Raw genomic sequence first — 20,629 nt, forward strand, 5'->3', positions numbered from 1 at the left:
TTGGAACATTTAGAAAATTTATGGAACACAGTACTTGCCCAAGCTGAACAAAAAATTTCAAAACCGAGCTTTGATACTTGGCTAAAATCTACTAAATTGCTTGCGCATAGCGGCACAAATGTTACGATTTCAGCACCTAACTCTTTTGCCCGTGATTGGCTTGAACAATATTACATTCATATGATTACTGGCATTTTAAATGAGTTAACAGGGGAAGACTTGCTTATTAAATTTGTCGTTCAGAAGGATCAAATTGCAGATGATTTTGAACTACCACCACCCATTACACAAGCAAAAACGAATGAACAAGCAGACATATCACCAGGAATGCTAAATCCCAAATATACATTTGATACATTTGTAATTGGCTCTGGTAACCGCTTTGCGCATGCAGCAAGTTTAGCCGTAGCAGAAGCTCCAGCAAAAGCTTACAATCCTTTCTTTATATATGGGGGAGTAGGGTTAGGAAAAACGCACTTAATGCATGCAATTGGTCATTATGTAAAGGAACATAATCCAAAAGCCAATGTTGTTTATTTATCATCGGAAAAATTTACGAACGAATTTATTAACTCGATTCGTGACAATAAGGCGATTGATTTCCGCAATAAATATCGAAATGTGGATGTTTTACTAATTGATGATATTCAATTTTTAGCAGGAAAAGAATCAACGCAAGAAGAATTTTTCCATACATTTAATACATTACATGAGGAATCAAAACAAATTGTCATTTCAAGTGACCGACCACCTAAAGAAATTCCAACATTAGAAGACCGCCTACGTTCACGCTTTGAATGGGGACTAATTACGGATATTGCACCACCCGATTTAGAAACACGTATTGCCATTTTACGTAAAAAGGCAAAAGCAGATCGCTTAGATATCTCAAACGAAGTAATGCTTTATATCGCGAATCAAGTCGATACGAATATCCGTGAATTAGAGGGAGCTTTAATCCGTGTTGTTGCTTATTCTTCATTAGTGAACAAAGATGTTACACCAGAGCTAGCTGCTGAAGCGCTAAAGGATATCATGCCAAATTCAAAACCGCGTATGATTTCAATTTTAGACATTCAAACAGCGACTGGAGAACATTTTAACATTCGTTTAGAAGATTTTTCGGCAAAGCGACGTACAAAATCAATTGCATTCCCTCGCCAAGTTGCGATGTATTTATCAAGGGAGTTAACTGATTTTTCATTGCCTAAAATTGGCGAAGAATTTGGAGGACGTGATCATACTACCGTAATCCATGCGCATGAAAAAATTTCGTCTTTAATAAAAACAGACCAACAATTACAACAAGATATTAAACAAATTAGAAGCATGCTAGGTAAATAATCACTGTGAATAACTCCGGCTATTTATCAAAACGTTATTCACAACTTATCAACATGTGAATAGTTTGTTATTTCTAGCTCAAATAGTAGTTATCCACAAATCCACAGCCCCTATTACTATATCTATTAATATCTTTAATAAATAAATTAATATATAAGAGAGGTAAAACAATGAAATTTGATATTCTTCGAGATCGTCTTTTAGATGGATTAAATGATGTCATGAAAGCAGTAAGTTCAAAAACGACAATTCCTATTTTAACGGGGATCAAAATTGATGTAACAAACGAAGGTATTACTTTAACTGGTAGTGATGCAGATATTACAATTCAAACATTTATTCCAGTTGAAGAAAATGGCGAACAAATTATGAACATTTCACAAACAGGTTCAATTGTTTTACAAGCACGTATGTTTAACGAAATCGTTCGTAAATTACCAACAAATGATGTAGAAATTGAAGTAACAAATGGTTCTGCAACAAATATTCGTTCTGGTAAATCAGAATTCCATTTAATTGGTACTGATGCAGCTGAATATCCACAGCTGCCTGAAATTGCTGCAGATCGTCAATTTTCTATTCCAGCTGATTTATTAAAGTCAGTAATTCGTGAAACAGTGTTTGCAGTCGCTACTTCAGAAAGCCGCCCTGTGTTGACAGGTGTAAACTGGAAAGTGGAGCAAAATGAATTAATATGCGTTGCAACGGATAGTCACCGTCTTGCTCGCCGTAAAGTTAATTTAGAAAATTTACCAACAGATATTACTTCAGTTGTAATTCCAGGTAAAAGCTTAAACGAATTAAATAAAATTTTAGTAGACACAAAAAATCCAGTACAAATTGTGTTAACGAATCAACAAGTTTTATTTAAAACGGATGATGTTTTATTCTTCTCTCGCTTATTAGAGGGCAATTATCCTGACACATCTCGATTAATTCCAGATGATTATAAAACAAATGTAACAATTAACGGCAAGACATTATTACAAGCAATTGATCGTGCCTCTTTATTAGCGCGTGAAGACCGCAATAATGTTGTACGCTTTGAAACATTAGAGAATAACACGATTGAAGTTTCATCAAATTCTCCTGAAATCGGGAAAGTAGAAGAGCAAATTCAAGTAGAAGCACTAGACGGAGAAGCATTAAAAATTTCTTTCAGTGCGAAATACATGATGGAAGCATTAAAAGCAATTGATGGACAAGATGTGATTATTCAATTTACTGGAGCAATGCGTCCATTCATTTTACGTTCAGTGGCAGATGACGCCATTTTACAATTGATATTACCTGTACGTACGTACTAATAAAACAGTTTATAAATAGGCTTTTGCCATAGTCAGGTTATTATTGACTATCAAATGCAAAAGGAACGGTCCTTAACTTATTTTTGAGACCGTTCCTTTTTTACTTATGAACAAATTTTAGGTATGATAGAATGATAAGACTTTATTTAAGTGGAGGATGAATTACGTTGAATGAGTTAAAGATTGATACTGAATATATAACGCTTGGTCAAGCATTGAAAATGACAGATGCTATTAGTTCTGGAGGAATGGCCAAGTGGTTTTTAAGTGAACATGAAGTATATGTAAATGGAGAAGTAGAAGATCGCCGCGGCAAGAAATTACGTCACGGAGATTTAATCAATATTCCAGGTGTGGGACGTTTTCGTATTGTCGATGAATTTGTTGAAAACGGAGAAATGTAATTCATGAATATCGAGCGCTTGCAGCTAACGAATTACCGTAATTACGAGTCGCTAACACTTGATTTCTCTTCTAAAATTAATGTTTTTATCGGTGAAAATGCACAAGGTAAAACAAACGTTATGGAATCAATTTATGTATTAGCGATGGCAAAATCCCATCGTACTTCGAACGATAAAGAATTAATACGTTGGGATTCGGATTATGGTAAAATAGAAGGTGTGATTGAAAAGCGTTATGGTAGTTTACCTATCGAATTAACGATTTCTAAAAAAGGTAAAAAAGGCAAAATCAATCATCTTGAACAAACAAAGTTAAGTAATTACATTGGGCAGATGAATGTAGTCATGTTTGCCCCGGAGGACTTGAATATTGTAAAAGGAAGCCCCCAAATTCGTCGTCGCTTTATTGATATGGAAATTGGGCAAATTTCGCCTGTTTACTTACATGATTTACTAACCTTTCAAAAAATACTAAAACAACGTAATCATTTATTAAAAAGTAATCAAGGAAAAGCATCCTTAGCAACCGATGTAATGTTCGATATTTATACGGAGCAATATATTCAAGCAGCTGTACAAATTATACGAAAAAGATTTCAATTTATGGAGCTATTACAAGAATGGGCAGAACCTATTCATTTTGGCATTTCTCGTGGTTTAGAAAAACTAGTTATAAAATATCGTCCGGTTTCAGGAATGGAAGCTAGTTGGACTGCTGATGAAATGATAAAATATTTAGCCCAAAAACTTGAAGAGGTGAAACAACGTGAAATTGAGCGTGGTGTTACATTAATTGGACCCCACCGTGATGATTTGCAGTTTTTTGTGAATGATTATGATGTGCAAGTATACGGCTCTCAAGGACAACAACGTACGACAGCACTTTCTTTAAAGCTGGCAGAAATTGAACTAATTAAACAAGAAACAAAAGAAACACCGATATTATTGCTAGACGATGTGTTATCAGAACTTGATGATTATCGTCAATCGCATTTATTAAATACTATTCAAGGTGAGGTTCAAACATTTGTAACGACAACAAGTGTAGAAGGGATTCACCATGACACAATACAGCATGCAAAGCTATTCCGTGTTAAACAAGGAAATATAGATGAATAACGTGAGTGTATTGTTGAAATAAGGCATGAAAATATAAAAAAAAGAAGCATACTGATCGTAAGGAAAGAGTAGGTGAACAATAGTGACTTTAGAAGAAAGTAAAGTCCAGCAGTCATATGATGCAGATCAAATTCAAGTATTAGAAGGCTTAGAGGCTGTTCGTAAACGCCCTGGGATGTACATTGGATCGACAAGCTCAAAAGGATTGCACCATTTAGTTTGGGAAATTGTTGATAACAGTATCGATGAAGCATTAGCTGGCTATTGTACAAATATTTCAGTCACAATTGAACAAGATAATTGGATTCGAGTAGAAGATAATGGTCGTGGGATTCCTGTTGATAATCAAGAAAAAATGGGTATGCCTGCTGTTGAAGTAATTATGACAGTCCTGCATGCAGGTGGTAAGTTCGGCGGTGGAGGTTACAAAGTATCTGGAGGTCTACACGGCGTAGGTGCCTCAGTTGTAAACGCCCTTTCGAGTGAAACAATCGTTCAAGTACACCGTGATGAAAAAATACACGAAATTAAATTTGAGCGCGGCCATACAATTCAGAAATTAAAGGTTATTGGGGAAACAGATCGTAACGGTACAACAACGCGTTTCAAAGCCGATAGTGAAATTTTTAAAGAAACGACGGTATATGAATACGATATTTTAGCAACACGAATTCGAGAGTTAGCTTATTTAAACCGTGGTATCAGTATTACAATTGCAGATGAACGTACGGGACAAGAGCGTTCAGAAACATTCTACTTTGAAGGTGGAATTCGAGAGTATGTAGAGCATATTAACGAAAATAAAGAACCAATCCATGCACCAATTGATGTTTCAGGCGAAAAAGAGGGTATCTCTGTTGAAATCGCAATGCAATACAATGCTGGCTTTAGCTCAACAATTATGTCGTTTGCAAACAATATCAACACTTATGAAGGCGGTACGCACGAATCAGGCTTTAAAACAGCTTTAACACGTGTCATTAATGATTATGCGCGTAAAGCAAGCATAATTAAAGATGCTGATGCAAATTTAACGGGGGAAGATGTGCGAGAAGGTTTAACAGCAATCGTCTCTGTAAAACACCCAGATCCTCAATTTGAGGGACAAACGAAAACAAAGCTAGGGAACTCAGAAGTAAGTCAAATTACAAATTCGCTGTTCGCTGAAGGCTTTGAACGATTCTTATTAGAAAACCCAACTGTAGCCCGTCAAATTGTTGAAAAAGGGACGATGGCTGCTCGTGCACGTGTTGCAGCGAAAAAAGCACGTGAATTTACTCGTCGTAAATCTGCATTGGAAGTATCCAGCTTACCAGGTAAATTAGCGGACTGCTCATCAACAAACCCTGCGGAATCGGAAATTTACATTGTAGAGGGTGACTCTGCCGGTGGATCTGCAAAATCAGGTCGTGACCGTCATTTCCAAGCGATTTTACCGTTACGTGGAAAAATTTTAAACGTCGAAAAAGCACGTTTAGACCGCATTTTATCAAATGCTGAAATTCGAGCAATGATTACGGCGTTTGGTACAGGAATTGGGGAAGAATTTAATTTAGAAAAAGCACGTTACCATAAAATCGTCATTATGACAGATGCCGATGTCGATGGTGCCCATATCCGTGTCTTATTATTAACATTCTTATTCCGCTTCATGCGTCCTTTAATTGAAGCAGGTTATGTATATGCAGCGAAGCCACCACTTTATCAAGTAAAGCAAGGTAAGCATATAGAGTACTGCTATTCAGATGCAGAATTAGAAGAAATTTTAGAACGCCTGCCAAAATTACCAAAACCAAATGTTCAACGATACAAAGGGTTAGGTGAAATGAATGCAGCGCAATTATGGGATACAACGATGGATCCTGAGCACCGTACATTAATTCGAGTGGAATTAGATGATGCAATCGAAGCAGATAAAATATTTGATCATTTAATGGGAGATGAAGTTGCACCACGTCGTGACTTTATTGAAGAAAATGCAGTATACGTACAAGACTTGGATGTTTAAAGTAAGTGCAATTGGAAGGAGGTCCTTATTTTGTCTGACATTCAACACGGACATATTGAATCAAGAAATATTACTACCGAAATTAAATCATCTTTCTTAAGCTATGCGATGAGTGTAATTGTATCGCGTGCTTTACCTGATGTACGTGACGGGTTAAAGCCAGTACATCGTCGTATTTTATACGGCATGCAAGAGCTTGGGAATACTTCGGATAAACCATATAAAAAGAGTGCCCGTATTGTTGGGGATGTAATGGGTAAATACCACCCGCACGGTGACTCATCAATTTATGAAGCAATGGTACGTATGGCGCAAGATTTTAGCTACCGCTATATGCTTGTTGACGGTCATGGTAACTTCGGTTCGATTGATGGTGACGGAGCGGCAGCGATGCGTTATACAGAATCACGTATGTCAAAAATTGCAATGGAAATGCTACGTGACATTAACAAAGATACAATCGATTTTGATCCAAACTATGATGGTAGTGAAAACGAACCAAAAGTTTTACCAGCGCGTTACCCGAACTTATTAGTGAACGGTGCATCTGGTATTGCGGTCGGAATGGCGACTAATATTCCACCTCATCAGCTCGGTGAAACAATTGATGGTGTATTAGCATTAGCGGACAACCCAAGTATTACGACTGAGGAGCTAATGGAAATTATTCCAGGTCCAGATTTCCCTACAGGGGGAATTATTTTAGGTCGCTCAGGAATTCGTCGAGCATATGAAACAGGACGCGGATCTTTAACAATTCGTGCAAAAGTAGAAATTGAGCAAGCTTCAAATGGGAAAGAGACAATTTTAGTCCACGAATTACCGTACCAAGTGAACAAAGCGAAATTAATCGAAAAGATTGCGGAATTAGTACGCGACAAAAAAATTGACGGTATCACAAATTTACGTGATGAATCAGACCGAAATGGTATGCGTATTGTTATTGAAGTTCGTCGTGATGCGAATGCTAATGTTGTTTTAAATAACTTATATAAACAAACAGCAATGCAATCAAGCTTCGGTGTCAATATGCTAGCATTAGTTGATGGACAGCCAAAAGTATTAGGCTTAAAAGAAGTGCTATACCATTACTTAGAACACCAAAAAGTGGTCATTAAACGCCGTACTGCATTTGAGCTACGAAAAGCAGAAGAGCGAGCACATATTTTAGAAGGTTTACGTATTGCACTCGATCATATTGATGAAATCATTTCCATTATCCGTGGCTCACGTAGTGGGGAAGAAGCAAAACCTCAATTAATGGAGCGCTTTAATTTATCAGAACGCCAAGCACAAGCGATTTTAGATATGCGTCTTGTTCGTTTAAGTGGATTAGAACGTGAAAAAATCGAAAATGAATATAATGAGTTATTAGTTTTAATAGCAGAATTAAAAGCAATTTTGGCGGATGAAATGAAAGTAGTCGAAATTATCCGTACAGAAATGACTGAAATTAAAGAGCGATACAATGATAAGCGTCGTACAGAAATTACTGCTGGCGGTTTAGAAATGATTGAAGACGAGGATTTAATCCCTCGAGAAAACTCAGTTCTTACATTGACACACAATGGGTATATTAAACGTTTAGCAGCTAATACGTACCGTTCACAAAAACGTGGTGGGCGTGGTGTACAAGGTATGGGTACAAACGAAGATGATTTCGTAGAACACTTATTATTTACATCGACGCATGATACGATTCTTTTCTTTACATCAAAAGGGAAGGTATTCCGTGCGAAAGGCTACGAAATTCCTGAATTTGGACGCCAAGCAAAAGGGTTACCGATTGTTAACTTATTAAACATTGATAAAGGCGAACATGTCACTGCAATGATTCGTGTAGCGGAATTTAAAGAAGATGCTTACTTTATCTTTACAACAAAAACAGGGGTAACAAAGCGTACGCCTGTAGACCAATTTGCAAATATCCGTACAAATGGGTTAATCGCCATTACATTGCGTGAGGATGATGATTTAATTTCGGTTCATTTAACAGATGGGACGAAGGAAATTATTATTGGTACACGTGAGGGGATGCTTGTTCGTTTCAATGAAGAAGATATACGTTCGATGGGACGATCTGCAGCTGGGGTCCGTGGTATTAAGTTACGTGAAGGTGACCATGTTGTCGGTATGGAAATTTTAGAACCAGGACAGGAAATACTAGTTGTAACAGAAAAAGGTTACGGAAAACGTACACCTGAGTCAGAATATCGCTTACAAAGCCGTGGTGGTTTAGGTTTAAAAACGATGCAAATTACTGATAAGAACGGTAAAATGTGTGCGGTAAAAGCGGTCGATGGCACAGAAGATATTATGTTAATTACGATTAATGGAATGTTAATTCGTATGGACGTAAATGATATTTCAATTATTGGACGTAGCACACAAGGTGTTCGTTTAATTCGATTAGCAGAAGATGAGCTTGTTGCTACTGTAGCCCGTGTTAAAAAAGATGAGGATACGGATGACTTGGATGAAGAATTGGAATCTAATACTGAAATAGAATAAATGAAAAAGAGGTTTTGTAGGATAAATATCCTATCAAAACCTCTTTTTTTATTTTAAATTCATTCTTGTTATGTATAATATAATAAGAAAGATACAAAGAAATGGATAGATAAGTAATAAAACGAATAAATGGTAATGAACTTCTCAAGATTACCGATATTAATTACAATTGAAGAAATAAAATGAAGATTTAAGGGGTTGTGAACTTGGAAGCGGTATTTATGAAAGTTGAAGACTTGCAATTAGGAAAAGTTATAGCAGAAGATATTTTTGCCAATACACAATATCCAATTATATTTAAAAACACAAAAGTTAAACACGAGCACTTACGTGTTTTTGAGATATTTAATTTAAATACAATTTTAGTTTATAAGGATGTTGAAGTTGAAGAAATAATTGAAGCTAAAATCGAGACACAGATTATCCCTCTTTCATTACCGAATTACACGAGTTTTGAAAAATATTATAATGACGCCATTACTCAACTAAAAAAGGAATTTACGAATTGGGAGGCAGGCGGAAGAATTGATATAACAAAAGTACGTGGTATGATTATCCCTTTAATTGAAAAAGTATTAGAAGATCGTTCTTATATTTTTGATTTAAATAGTTATTCTAATCCTAAAGATTACTTATATCATCATTGTATTGCAACGGGCTTAATTGCATCGATAGTGGCAAAGAAAATGGGATTTGAACGTGGTATTACAATTCAGCTTGCGATTGCTGGAATGTTAGCTGATAGTGGGATGTCTAAAATTCCAACTCGAGTACGAGATAAGAAGAGTGCCCTAACAGAGTCGGAATATACAGAGGTTCGAAAGCATCCATATTACAGTTATATGCTAGTTAAAAACCTTCCTGCAATTCAAGAAGTAATGAAAGAGGCCATCTATCAGCACCATGAACGATTAAATGGAAGCGGATATCCTAATGGTGATAGAAGTGGTGCTATTTCAAATTTTGCACAAGTAATTGCCGTAGCTGATGTATTCCATGCAATGACGAGTGAACGTTTCTATCGCGCTAAGCAATCTCCATTTAAAGTAATCGAAATGATTAAGGAAGAAGAATTTGGGAAGTTCGATATAAAGGTTGTACAAGCATTAATGGATATTGTTGTTGATTTGCCTATTGGGACAAAAATAGAATTATCAAATTTAGAACTAGGTGAAGTTATGTTTATTAATAAATACTCACCAACACGTCCCCTTGTAAAATTATTAAGAACAGGGGAAATTATTGATCTTTCTACAAATAGAAGTTTTTATATTTCACGAGTAATTACAAAAGAGGTATAGTTAGAAGCTGATGAAAGTTGGGGTAGTAGCTTTCATCGGATTTTTCTCTTATATAGTAGAAAAGCATAGGAGAAGAAGAGAATCATAAAAATTTGATATTTATTCTAAAAATCTATTGACGGTCTTAAGTTAAGTTGGTATTATATAAAAAGTCCTTACAAGATAATTAATTAGGCGTTAAAAAATAACAAAAAATTGATTGACTTAATAAAAAGGATGTAGTAAACTTATAAAAGTTGTCACCTCGAAAGAGAAAAACAACAAAATAAAAAACTTTTAAAGAAGTGTTGACAAAACATTTCAGAAGTGGTAAGATATAAAAGTTGTCACTTACGACAACGACATGAACCTTGAAAACTGAACAAGCAACGTTAATGATAACAAGCTTCTTAAATGAAGCAAAAATGATTTCAACTTAATTGTTGAATCGCTAGCAAAGCAAATGAGCTTTCAAACTACTTTTATGGAGAGTTTGATCCTGGCTCAGGACGAACGCTGGCGGCGTGCCTAATACATGCAAGTCGAGCGAATTGATTTGGAGCTTGCTCCAATGATGTTAGCGGCGGACGGGTGAGTAACACGTGGGTAACCTGCCTTATAGATTGGGATAACTTCGGGAAACCGGAGCTAATACCGAATAATACTTTTTGACACATGTCAGTTAGTTGAAAGACGGTTTCGGCTGTCACTATAAGATGGACCCGCGGCGCATTAGCTAGTTGGTGAGGTAACGGCTCACCAAGGCAACGATGCGTAGCCGACCTGAGAGGGTGATCGGCCACACTGGGACTGAGACACGGCCCAGACTCCTACGGGAGGCAGCAGTAGGGAATCTTCCACAATGGGCGAAAGCCTGATGGAGCAACGCCGCGTGAGTGAAGAAGGATTTCGGTTCGTAAAACTCTGTTGCAAGGGAAGAACAAGTAGCGTAGTAACTGGCGCTACCTTGACGGTACCTTGTTAGAAAGCCACGGCTAACTACGTGCCAGCAGCCGCGGTAATACGTAGGTGGCAAGCGTTGTCCGGAATTATTGGGCGTAAAGCGCGCGCAGGTGGTTCCTTAAGTCTGATGTGAAAGCCCACGGCTCAACCGTGGAGGGTCATTGGAAACTGGGGAACTTGAGTGCAGAAGAGGAAAGTGGAATTCCAAGTGTAGCGGTGAAATGCGTAGAGATTTGGAGGAACACCAGTGGCGAAGGCGACTTTCTGGTCTGTAACTGACACTGAGGCGCGAAAGCGTGGGGAGCAAACAGGATTAGATACCCTGGTAGTCCACGCCGTAAACGATGAGTGCTAAGTGTTGGGGGGTTTCCGCCCCTCAGTGCTGCAGCTAACGCATTAAGCACTCCGCCTGGGGAGTACGGTCGCAAGACTGAAACTCAAAGGAATTGACGGGGGCCCGCACAAGCGGTGGAGCATGTGGTTTAATTCGAAGCAACGCGAAGAACCTTACCAGGTCTTGACATCCCGGTGACCACTATGGAGACATAGTTTCCCCTTCGGGGGCAACGGTGACAGGTGGTGCATGGTTGTCGTCAGCTCGTGTCGTGAGATGTTGGGTTAAGTCCCGCAACGAGCGCAACCCTTATTCTTAGTTGCCATCATTCAGTTGGGCACTCTAAGGAGACTGCCGGTGATAAACCGGAGGAAGGTGGGGATGACGTCAAATCATCATGCCCCTTATGACCTGGGCTACACACGTGCTACAATGGACGGTACAAACGGTTGCCAACCCGCGAGGGGGAGCTAATCCGATAAAACCGTTCTCAGTTCGGATTGTAGGCTGCAACTCGCCTACATGAAGCCGGAATCGCTAGTAATCGCGGATCAGCATGCCGCGGTGAATACGTTCCCGGGCCTTGTACACACCGCCCGTCACACCACGAGAGTTTGTAACACCCGAAGTCGGTGAGGTAACCTTTTGGAGCCAGCCGCCGAAGGTGGGATAGATGATTGGGGTGAAGTCGTAACAAGGTAGCCGTATCGGAAGGTGCGGCTGGATCACCTCCTTTCTAAGGATTTTTCGGAATCATTCCCTTGGGGAATGAAACATTAACGTTTGCTGTTCAGTTTTGAAGGTTCATTCTTAAATGAATGGAATACTTCAAATTACTGCTTTATTTAATTGAATCCAAACTGTACTTGCTCCTGTCGCTAGCGCTTTCGTCGCAAAGCTGCATGTAGTAAATTCAGGGAAGGTATTCACGAAGTGAATGAAGTCAGTAGCTTTGTTCTTTGAAAACTGGATAAAACGACATTGAAAGCAATAAATCAAATTTCTATTTTATAGATATTGAACAAGTCAAGTAACATTGACGTGTAACTCAAATCTTAAAGCGAATGCTTTAAGTGTTAACTTTTGGTTAAGTTAATAAGGGCGCACGGTGGATGCCTTGGCACTAGGAGTCGATGAAGGACGGCACTAACACCGATATGCCTCGGGGAGCTGTAAGTAAGCTTTGATCCGGGGATTTCCGAATGGGGGAACCCACTATCTTTAATCGGATAGTATCTACACGTGAATACATAGCGTGATGAGGACAGACGCAGGGAACTGAAACATCTAAGTACCTGCAGGAACAGAAAGAAAATTCGATTCCCTGAGTAGCGGCGAGCGAAACGGGAAGAGCCCAAACCAAAGAGCTTGCTCTTTGGGGTTGTAGGACACTCTATACGGAGTTACAAAAGAATGATTTAGATGAAGCGACTTGGAAAGGTCCGCGAAACAAGGTAAAAGCCCTGTAGTCAAAAAGTCATTCCCTCTTGAGTGTATCCTGAGTACGGCGGAACACGTGAAATTCCGTCGGAATCCGGGAGGACCATCTCCCAAGGCTAAATACTACCTAGTGACCGATAGTGAACCAGTACCGTGAGGGAAAGGTGAAAAGCACCCCGGGAGGGGAGTGAAATAGATCCTGAAACCGTGTGCCTACAAGTAGTTAGAGCCCGTTAATGGGTGATAGCGTGCCTTTTGTAGAATGAACCGGCGAGTTACGATTACGTGCGAGGTTAAGTTGAGAAGACGGAGCCGCAGCGAAAGCGAGTCTGAATAGGGCGAATTAGTACGTGGTCGTAGACCCGAAACCAGGTGATCTACCCATGTCCAGGGTGAAGGTGAGGTAACACTTACTGGAGGCCCGAACCCACGCACGTTGAAAAGTGCGGGGATGAGGTGTGGGTAGCGGAGAAATTCCAATCGAACCTGGAGATAGCTGGTTCTCTCCGAAATAGCTTTAGGGCTAGCCTCGTGATTGAGAATACCGGAGGTAGAGCACTGTTTGGACTAGGGGGGCATCTCGCTTTACCGAATTCAGACAAACTCCGAATGCCGGATATTTATACACGGGAGTCAGACTGCGAGTGATAAGATCCGTAGTCAAAAGGGAAACAGCCCAGACCACCAGCTAAGGTCCCAAAGTAATCGTTAAGTGGAAAAGGATGTGGCGTTGCTTAGACAACCAGGATGTTGGCTTAGAAGCAGCCATCATTTAAAGAGTGCGTAATAGCTCACTGGTCGAGTGACGCTGCGCCGAAAATGTATCGGGGCTAAACGATTCACCGAAGCTGTGGATGCATACCGTTGGTATGCGTGGTAGGAGAGCGTTCTAAGTGCGTTGAAGTCAGACCGGAAGGACTGGTGGAGCGCTTAGAAGTGAGAATGCCGGTATGAGTAGCGAAAGACGGGTGAGAATCCCGTCCACCGTATGACTAAGGTTTCCTGAGGAAGGCTCGTCCGCTCAGGGTTAGTCGGGACCTAAGCCGAGGCCGATAGGCGTAGGCGATGGACAACAGGTTGATATTCCTGTACCACCTCCTCACCGTTTGAGAAATGGGGGGACGCAGTAGGATAGGGTAAGCAGAGCGTTGGTTGTCTCTGTTCAAGCAGTAAGGCGTGTGTGTAGGCAAATCCGCACACTATAACGTTGAGCTGTGATGACGAGCTCGTATGAGCGAAGTTCCTGATTTCACACTGCCAAGAAAAGCCTCTATCGAGGTGAGAGGTGCCCGTACCGCAAACCGACACAGGTAGTCGAGGAGAGAATCCTAAGGTGTGCGAGAGAACTCTCGTTAAGGAACTCGGCAAAATGACCCCGTAACTTCGGGAGAAGGGGTGCTCTTGAGCGTGCAAGCGCATGAGAGCCGCAGTGAATAGGCCCAGGCGACTGTTTAGCAAAAACACAGGTCTCTGCAAAACCGTAAGGTGACGTATAGGGGCTGACGCCTGCCCGGTGCTGGAAGGTTAAGAGGAGTGGTTAGCGCAAGCGAAGCTGCGAATTGAAGCCCCAGTAAACGGCGGCCGTAACTATAACGGTCCTAAGGTAGCGAAATTCCTTGTCGGGTAAGTTCCGACCCGCACGAAAGGCGTAACGATCTGGGCACTGTCTCAACGAGAGACTCGGTGAAATTATAGTACCTGTGAAGATGCAGGTTACCCGCGACAGGACGGAAAGACCCCGTGGAGCTTTACTGTAGCCTGATATTGAATTTTGGTACAACTTGTACAGGATAGGTAGGAGCCAGAGATCTCGGAGCGCCAGCTTCGAAGGAGGCGTCGGTGGGATACTACCCTGGTTGTATTGAACTTCTAACCCATGCCCCTTAGCGGGGTAGGAGACAGTGTCAGGCGGACAGTTTGACTGGGGCGGTCGCCTCCTAAAAGGTAACGGAGGCGCCCAAAGGTTCCCTCAGAATGGTTGGAAATCATTCGAAGAGTGTAAAGGCATAAGGGAGCTTGACTGCGAGACCTACAAGTCGAGCAGGGTCGAAAGACGGGCTTAGTGATCCGGTGGTTCCGCATGGAAGGGCCATCGCTCAACGGATAAAAGCTACCCCGGGGATAACAGGCTTATCTCCCCCAAGAGTCCACATCGACGGGGAGGTTTGGCACCTCGATGTCGGCTCATCGCATCCTGGGGCTGTAGTCGGTCCCAAGGGTTGGGCTGTTCGCCCATTAAAGCGGTACGCGAGCTGGGTTCAGAACGTCGTGAGACAGTTCGGTCCCTATCCGTCGTGGGCGTAGGAAATTTGAGAGGAGCTGTCCTTAGTACGAGAGGACCGGGATGGACACACCGCTGGTGTACCAGTTGTCTTGCCAAAGGCATCGCTGGGTAGCTATGTGTGGACGGGATAAGTGCTGAAAGCATCTAAGCATGAAGCCCCCCTCAAGATGAGATTTCCCATTACGCAAGTAAGTAAGACCCCTGAAAGACGATCAGGTAGATAGGTTCGAGGTGGAAGTGCGGTGACGTATGGAGCTGACGAATACTAATCGGTCGAGGACTTAACCACATTTTATTGCAAAACTCAATGAAACGTTTATCCAGTTTTGAAAGAACAAACTTTCAATAGTGAAGTGATGATGGCAAAGAGGTCACACCCGTTCCCATACCGAACACGGAAGTTAAGCTCTTTAGCGCCGATGGTAGTTGGGGGCTTCCCCCTGTGAGAGTAGGATGTCGCTTCGCAACACAAACCACTGAGGAATCAGTGGTTTTTTTATTGTCAAAATTAAAAGGCGCACTAATTTAATAGATGATATTCGTCAATTTATAATATTTTGATATATATTCTTATATTTATTTACTGAATAATAGTTTTTTATTATATAGTAAAAGTATAGTAGAAATAAAATACAACTTATAAAAATCCAGCACTAATATTCCGAATTATTTTACTTTTCTCAGATTCTTGACAGTCGAGTTCCACGTTGTTAACCTTACAATAATATTCATTTATAATAGGAGGAATTCACAAAAATGTGGGAATCAAAATTTGCTAAAGAAGGCTTAACATTTGATGATGTATTACTAGTGCCAGCACACTCTGAAGTATTACCAAAGGATGTTAATTTATCTGTACAATTAACAGATAACATTAAGTTAAATATCCCAATGATCTCTGCAGGTATGGATACTGTTACAGAGGCAAAAATGGCGATTGCGATGGCTCGTCAAGGCGGTCTAGGAATTATCCATAAAAATATGAGTATTGATGAACAAGCAGAAGAAGTTGAAAAAGTTAAACGTTCTGAAAATGGCGTAATTACTAATCCATTCTTCTTAACACCTGAGCATCAAGTATTCGATGCAGAGCACTTAATGGGCAAATACCGCATTTCAGGTGTTCCAATCGTAAATAACATGGAAGATCAAAAGCTTGTAGGGATTATTACAAACCGTGATCTTCGTTTCATTTCAGATTACTCGTTAAAAATTGACGATGTAATGACGAAGGAAGATTTAATTATAGCGCCAGTAGGAACGACATTAGAGGACGCTGAAAAAATTCTTCAACAATACAAGATCGAAAAATTACCTATTGTAGATGAAGAAGGAAAATTAACAGGCTTAATTACAATTAAAGATATCGAAAAGGTAATTGAATTCCCGAATGCTGCAAAAGACAAGCATGGTCGTTTAGTTGTAGGGGCAGCTGTAGGGGTTTCTAAAGATACAATGGTACGTATTGCGAAGCTTGTAGAAGCTCAAGTTGATATTATTGTAATTGATACTGCACATGGACATTCTCAAGGTGTATTAAACACAATTAAAAATATCCGTGAAGCTTATCCAGAATTAGATATTATTGCAGGAAACGTAGCAACTGCTGAAGGTACACGTGCATTATTTGAAGCTGGTGCAGACGTTGTAAAGGTAGGTATTGGACCAGGTTCTATTTGTACGACTCGTGTTGTAGCAGGTGTTGGTGTACCACAAATTACAGCAGTGTATGATGCTGCAACCGTAGCCCGTGAATACGGTAAAACGATTATCGCAGATGGTGGTATTAAGTATTCTGGCGATATTGTTAAAGCACTAGCAGCAGGTGGACATGTTGTAATGCTAGGCTCTTTATTAGCAGGTACTTCTGAATCTCCTGGTGAAACAGAAATCTTCCAAGGTCGCCGTTTCAAAGTATACCGCGGTATGGGTTCACTTGGTGCAATGGAAAAAGGTTCAAAAGATCGTTACTTCCAAGAAGATGCGAAGAAGTTAGTTCCTGAAGGAATTGAAGGTCGCCTTCCTTACAAAGGGCCATTAGCAGATACAATCCATCAACTAATTGGTGGTATTCGCGCAGGTATGGGTTACTGCGGTGCTCCAGACTTAGAATATTTACGTGAAAAGTCACAGTTTATTAAAATGACTGGTGCAGGATTACGTGAATCTCATCCACATGATGTACAAATTACAAAGGAAGCACCTAACTACTCTATCCAATAATTACATGCAACTTTCAAACGTTACTATCGTCACATTTGAGGATAGTAACGTTTTTTTTATTAAGTGAGGTCACATTCTATTACTCTTGTATGATAAAATGACGTAGATAAGGAAAACAAAAATTTGGAGGTAGCTTTGTGAAGAAAGTAAACAAAAGATCAATAACTAGTCTGTTTTTGATTCCGATGTTGATACTAAGCATGTTGGCGTTAGCACCTGCTACGACAAATGCGGAATCAGATTTAGGATTAACTGTCGATGCAGCAATTTTAATTGATGCAGATACAGGAAAAATTTTATATGAACAAAATGCATCTGCGCCACTTGGTATTGCGAGTATGACAAAGATGATGACAGAGTACTTATTACTTGATGCTATTAAAGAAGGCTCAATAACATGGGAGCAACAGTATAGTGTGACAGAGTACACATATAAAATTTCTCAAAACCGTTTATTAAGTAATGTTCCACTACGAGCAGATGGAACTTATACAATTAAAGAATTATATGAAGCAATGGCAATCTATTCCGCAAATGCAGCGACAATTGCTATTGCTGAAACAATTGCAGGTACGGAAACAGAGTTTATTAAATTAATGAATAAAAAAGCAGAGGAGCTTGGCTTAGAAAATTACAAATTCGTCAACTCAACTGGTTTAAATAATTCAGATTTACAAGGTATGCACCCAGCTGGCACAGGAGAAAATGATGAAAACGTAATGCCTGCCCGTTCAGTGGCAAAATTAGCTTACAATTTATTAAAAGATCATCCTGATATGTTAGAAACAGCAAAGATTCCTAAAAAGGTTTTCCGTGAAGGCACTTCAGATGCAATCAATATGTCTAACTGGAACTTCATGTTACCGGGTCTTGTTTATGAATATGAAGGTGTAGACGGCTTAAAAACAGGTACAACGGATTTTGCAGGTCACACGTTTACAGGTACGGCAAAACGTGGTGATACACGTTTAATCGCTGTCGTAATGAAAGCTGTAGATTCAAAGGGCGTTGGTTCTTATAAAGCACGTTTCGATGCAACAGCAAAATTATTTGATTACGGTTTTGGTCAATTCTCAAAGCAAGAGATTTTACCAGGAAACTATACGTTTGATGAGCAAAAAACAATTGACGTAACAAAAGGTAAAGAAGATGTTGTTAAAATCGGTGTAAAAGAACCGATTTCTGTTATGGTGAAAACGACTGAAAAGGACTTATATGTCCCTACATTAGCATTAGAAGTGGACGAGTTAGAAGCAGGTGTTAAAGCCGATAAAGTAGTCGGAAAAGTAATTGTTGAGCGTACAGAGGGTACGGATTACGGCTATATTGATGGTTCGGATATTACTGCTGATGTAGTAACAACAGAAAGCGTAGAACGCGCAGGGAAAATGTCATTATTCTTCCAAGGAATTGCGAATTTCTTCGGCAATTTATGGGGCGGTCTATTTGGCTTTGCAGTTAATACATTTTAATAAAGAGGGAGTTCTTTCTATAAGTTAATTACTTATGGAAGGGCTCCTTTTTACTATGGACAGCATATAATAGCGCCATGGAGGGATGTCATTATTTGTGGAATTACAGGATGGATCGATTTTTCAAGGGATTTAAGGTACGAGGATAAAATTCTTCAAACGATGACAGAAAGTTTAAAACATCGTGGACCAGATTCTGACGGCTATTACAAAAGCCATCACGCATTGCTAGGGCATAAGCGGTTAGCTATTATCGATTTGCAAAGCGGTGGACAGCCAATGACGAGAGCGCACTATACAATTATTTATAATGGGGAAGTTTATAATGCGCAGGAAATTCGTGAAAAGCTTGAGGCGTTAGGCCAAACTTTTTATACGACGTCCGATACAGAAGTAATTTTAGTCGCCTATATTCAGTGGAAAGAAAAATGTGTGGACTATTTAAATGGAATCTTTGCCTTTGTTATTTGGGATGAAGAAAAGGAAGAGTTGTTCGGATGTCGCGATCGTTTAGGTGTAAAACCGTTATTTTACAAGAAACTTAATCAAGGAATTCTGTTTAGCTCAGAAATTAAATCGATTTTAGCCCACCCAGATGTTAAGACAGAGGTTGATGATTATGGTCTTGCAGCATTGTTTAGCGTAGGCCCTTCTCGTCTTGTAGGGAATGCTATTTTTAAAGGAATAGAAGAAATTAAGCCAGCGTATGCGTTTATTGTTAATCGACATGGAATGCAAACTTGGCGCTACTGGGAAATCGAGAGTAGGCCTCATTTAGATTCTCTTGAAGAGACAAAAGAGCAAGTTCGAAATTTAGTTACAGCTGCTGTGAAACGACAATTAATAAGTGATGTGCCTATATGTACAATGCTATCAGGGGGTCTCGATTCAAGTATTATTACGGCAATTGCAGCAATGGAACTAGCAAAGCATAATAAAACATTATCGACTTTCTCGGTATCCTATGAAGATAATGATCACTATTTCAAAGGAAATGCATTTCAAACATCTCAGGATGAATATTGGATTAATAAAATGCAGCAACTTTATAAGACCCATCATCGAAATATCATTTTAACCCAAGATGAACTCGTAGAAGCTTTGAATGAGGCACTTTATTTAAAGGACTATCCGAGTATGGCAGATATCGATAGTTCGCTTTATTTGTTTAGTAAGGAAATGAAAAAAGGATATTCTGTAGGTTTATCTGGTGAGTGTGCAGATGAAGTATTTGGGGGATACCCATGGTTTTATGAAAATAAACCGACCTCACTGTTTCCATGGCTACGTTCAACAAGTGAACGGGAACAATTATTAAAGCCAATATGGCAGGAGCGCTTAAAGTTACACGATTTTTTAAATGCTTCCTATGACCAGGCACTAAAGGAAATGCCAGTATTTATCGGCAATGAAGAGGAACAAGAGCGACAAAAATTATTCTATTTAAATAATCAATTCTTTATGCAAACTTTACTTGAACGGAATGACCGAATGACTATGGGGGCTAGTATGGAAGTGCGCGTTCCATTTGCGGATCATACGATTATAGAATATGTTTGGAATATTCCTTGGGAGATGAAAAATAGTGGTGGGATGGAAAAGGGGATATTACGGGATGCATTTTCAAATGTCCTACCAAAGGAAGTAGTTTATCGTAAAAAAAATCCATACCCAAAAACGTATCACCCAAAATATACCGAGTTAGTTCAAAAACAATTGCAACAAATACTCGAAAAAAAGCATTCAATCTTACATGAATTATTTGAAGGTGAGAAGTTAAAGCAATTAATTGCAACAGGAGGACAATCATTTCAAATTCCTTGGTTTGGTCAGCTGATGGCAGGGCCTCAATTACTCGCTTATTTAATGCAACTTCATGAATGGGTGGAACATTATCAGATTGATTTTGTTTCAAGCATAAATAAACAGCACCTATAATA

General features: G+C 39.7%; 10 protein-coding genes and 3 rRNA genes. All 13 read left to right on the top strand.

What is annotated here, in order from left to right:
• The 13 genes from dnaA (at position 1) to asnB (ending at position 20,627) form a co-directional block, all read left to right on the top strand.
• Entirely contained in the window at positions 1-1,344 is a 1,344-nt protein-coding gene (dnaA, locus tag MKZ17_RS00005; RefSeq protein WP_340721803.1) for a chromosomal replication initiator protein DnaA, read from the top strand.
• A 170-nt stretch (positions 1,345-1,514) separates the two neighbouring features.
• Entirely contained in the window at positions 1,515-2,651 is a 1,137-nt protein-coding gene (dnaN, locus tag MKZ17_RS00010) for a DNA polymerase III subunit beta (protein WP_340721804.1), read from the top strand.
• Between the two features lie 167 nt (positions 2,652-2,818).
• Positions 2,819-3,055: a S4 domain-containing protein YaaA gene (gene yaaA / locus MKZ17_RS00015; protein ID WP_340721805.1), complete on the top strand. Its 237-nt coding sequence runs from the start codon at positions 2,819-2,821 to the stop codon at positions 3,053-3,055.
• Positions 3,056-3,058: 3 nt separating this feature from the next.
• Positions 3,059-4,174: a DNA replication/repair protein RecF gene (gene recF, locus MKZ17_RS00020; RefSeq protein ID WP_340721806.1), complete on the top strand. Its 1,116-nt coding sequence runs from the start codon at positions 3,059-3,061 to the stop codon at positions 4,172-4,174.
• A gap of 82 nt (positions 4,175-4,256) precedes the next feature.
• Positions 4,257-6,182: a DNA topoisomerase (ATP-hydrolyzing) subunit B gene (gyrB, locus tag MKZ17_RS00025; RefSeq protein ID WP_340721807.1), complete on the top strand. Its 1,926-nt coding sequence runs from the start codon at positions 4,257-4,259 to the stop codon at positions 6,180-6,182.
• A 30-nt stretch (positions 6,183-6,212) separates the two neighbouring features.
• Positions 6,213-8,693, top strand: coding sequence for a DNA gyrase subunit A (gyrA, locus tag MKZ17_RS00030; RefSeq protein WP_340721808.1), 2,481 nt, complete (start codon positions 6,213-6,215; stop codon positions 8,691-8,693).
• Positions 8,694-8,914: 221 nt separating this feature from the next.
• On the top strand, positions 8,915-9,994 hold the full coding sequence (locus MKZ17_RS00035; RefSeq protein WP_445326933.1) for an HD-GYP domain-containing protein: 1,080 nt from the start codon (positions 8,915-8,917) through the stop codon (positions 9,992-9,994).
• A 460-nt stretch (positions 9,995-10,454) separates the two neighbouring features.
• Positions 10,455-12,006: ribosomal RNA gene (locus MKZ17_RS00040) — 16S ribosomal RNA — on the top strand.
• 349 nt (positions 12,007-12,355) lie between these two features.
• Positions 12,356-15,283, top strand: a 23S ribosomal RNA gene (locus tag MKZ17_RS00045).
• Between the two features lie 60 nt (positions 15,284-15,343).
• Positions 15,344-15,459 (top strand): 5S ribosomal RNA (rrf, locus tag MKZ17_RS00050).
• Together the 16S, 23S and 5S rRNA genes form the textbook arrangement of a ribosomal RNA operon.
• A gap of 291 nt (positions 15,460-15,750) precedes the next feature.
• Positions 15,751-17,217, top strand: a complete 1,467-nt coding sequence (gene guaB / locus MKZ17_RS00055; protein ID WP_340721810.1) for an IMP dehydrogenase — start codon at positions 15,751-15,753, stop codon at positions 17,215-17,217.
• 137 nt (positions 17,218-17,354) lie between these two features.
• Positions 17,355-18,689, top strand: a complete 1,335-nt coding sequence (locus MKZ17_RS00060; protein WP_340721811.1) for a D-alanyl-D-alanine carboxypeptidase family protein — start codon at positions 17,355-17,357, stop codon at positions 18,687-18,689.
• 93 nt (positions 18,690-18,782) lie between these two features.
• On the top strand, positions 18,783-20,627 hold the full coding sequence (gene asnB, locus MKZ17_RS00065) for an asparagine synthase (glutamine-hydrolyzing) (RefSeq protein WP_340725476.1): 1,845 nt from the start codon (positions 18,783-18,785) through the stop codon (positions 20,625-20,627).
• Positions 20,628-20,629 lie beyond the last annotated feature (2 nt).

The sequence above is a fragment of the Solibacillus sp. FSL R7-0682 genome, from assembly GCF_038005985.1.
GTDB lineage: Bacteria > Bacillota > Bacilli > Bacillales_A > Planococcaceae > Solibacillus.

Coding starts and splice junctions, on each gene's coding strand:
- dnaN (WP_340721804.1), top strand. CDS start 1,515: ATGAAATTTGATATTCTTCGAGATCGTCTTTTAGATGGATTAAATGAT.
- recF (WP_340721806.1), top strand. CDS start 3,059: ATGAATATCGAGCGCTTGCAGCTAACGAATTACCGTAATTACGAGTCG.
- MKZ17_RS00035 (WP_445326933.1), top strand. CDS start 8,915: ATGAAAGTTGAAGACTTGCAATTAGGAAAAGTTATAGCAGAAGATATT.
- guaB (WP_340721810.1), top strand. CDS start 15,751: ATGTGGGAATCAAAATTTGCTAAAGAAGGCTTAACATTTGATGATGTA.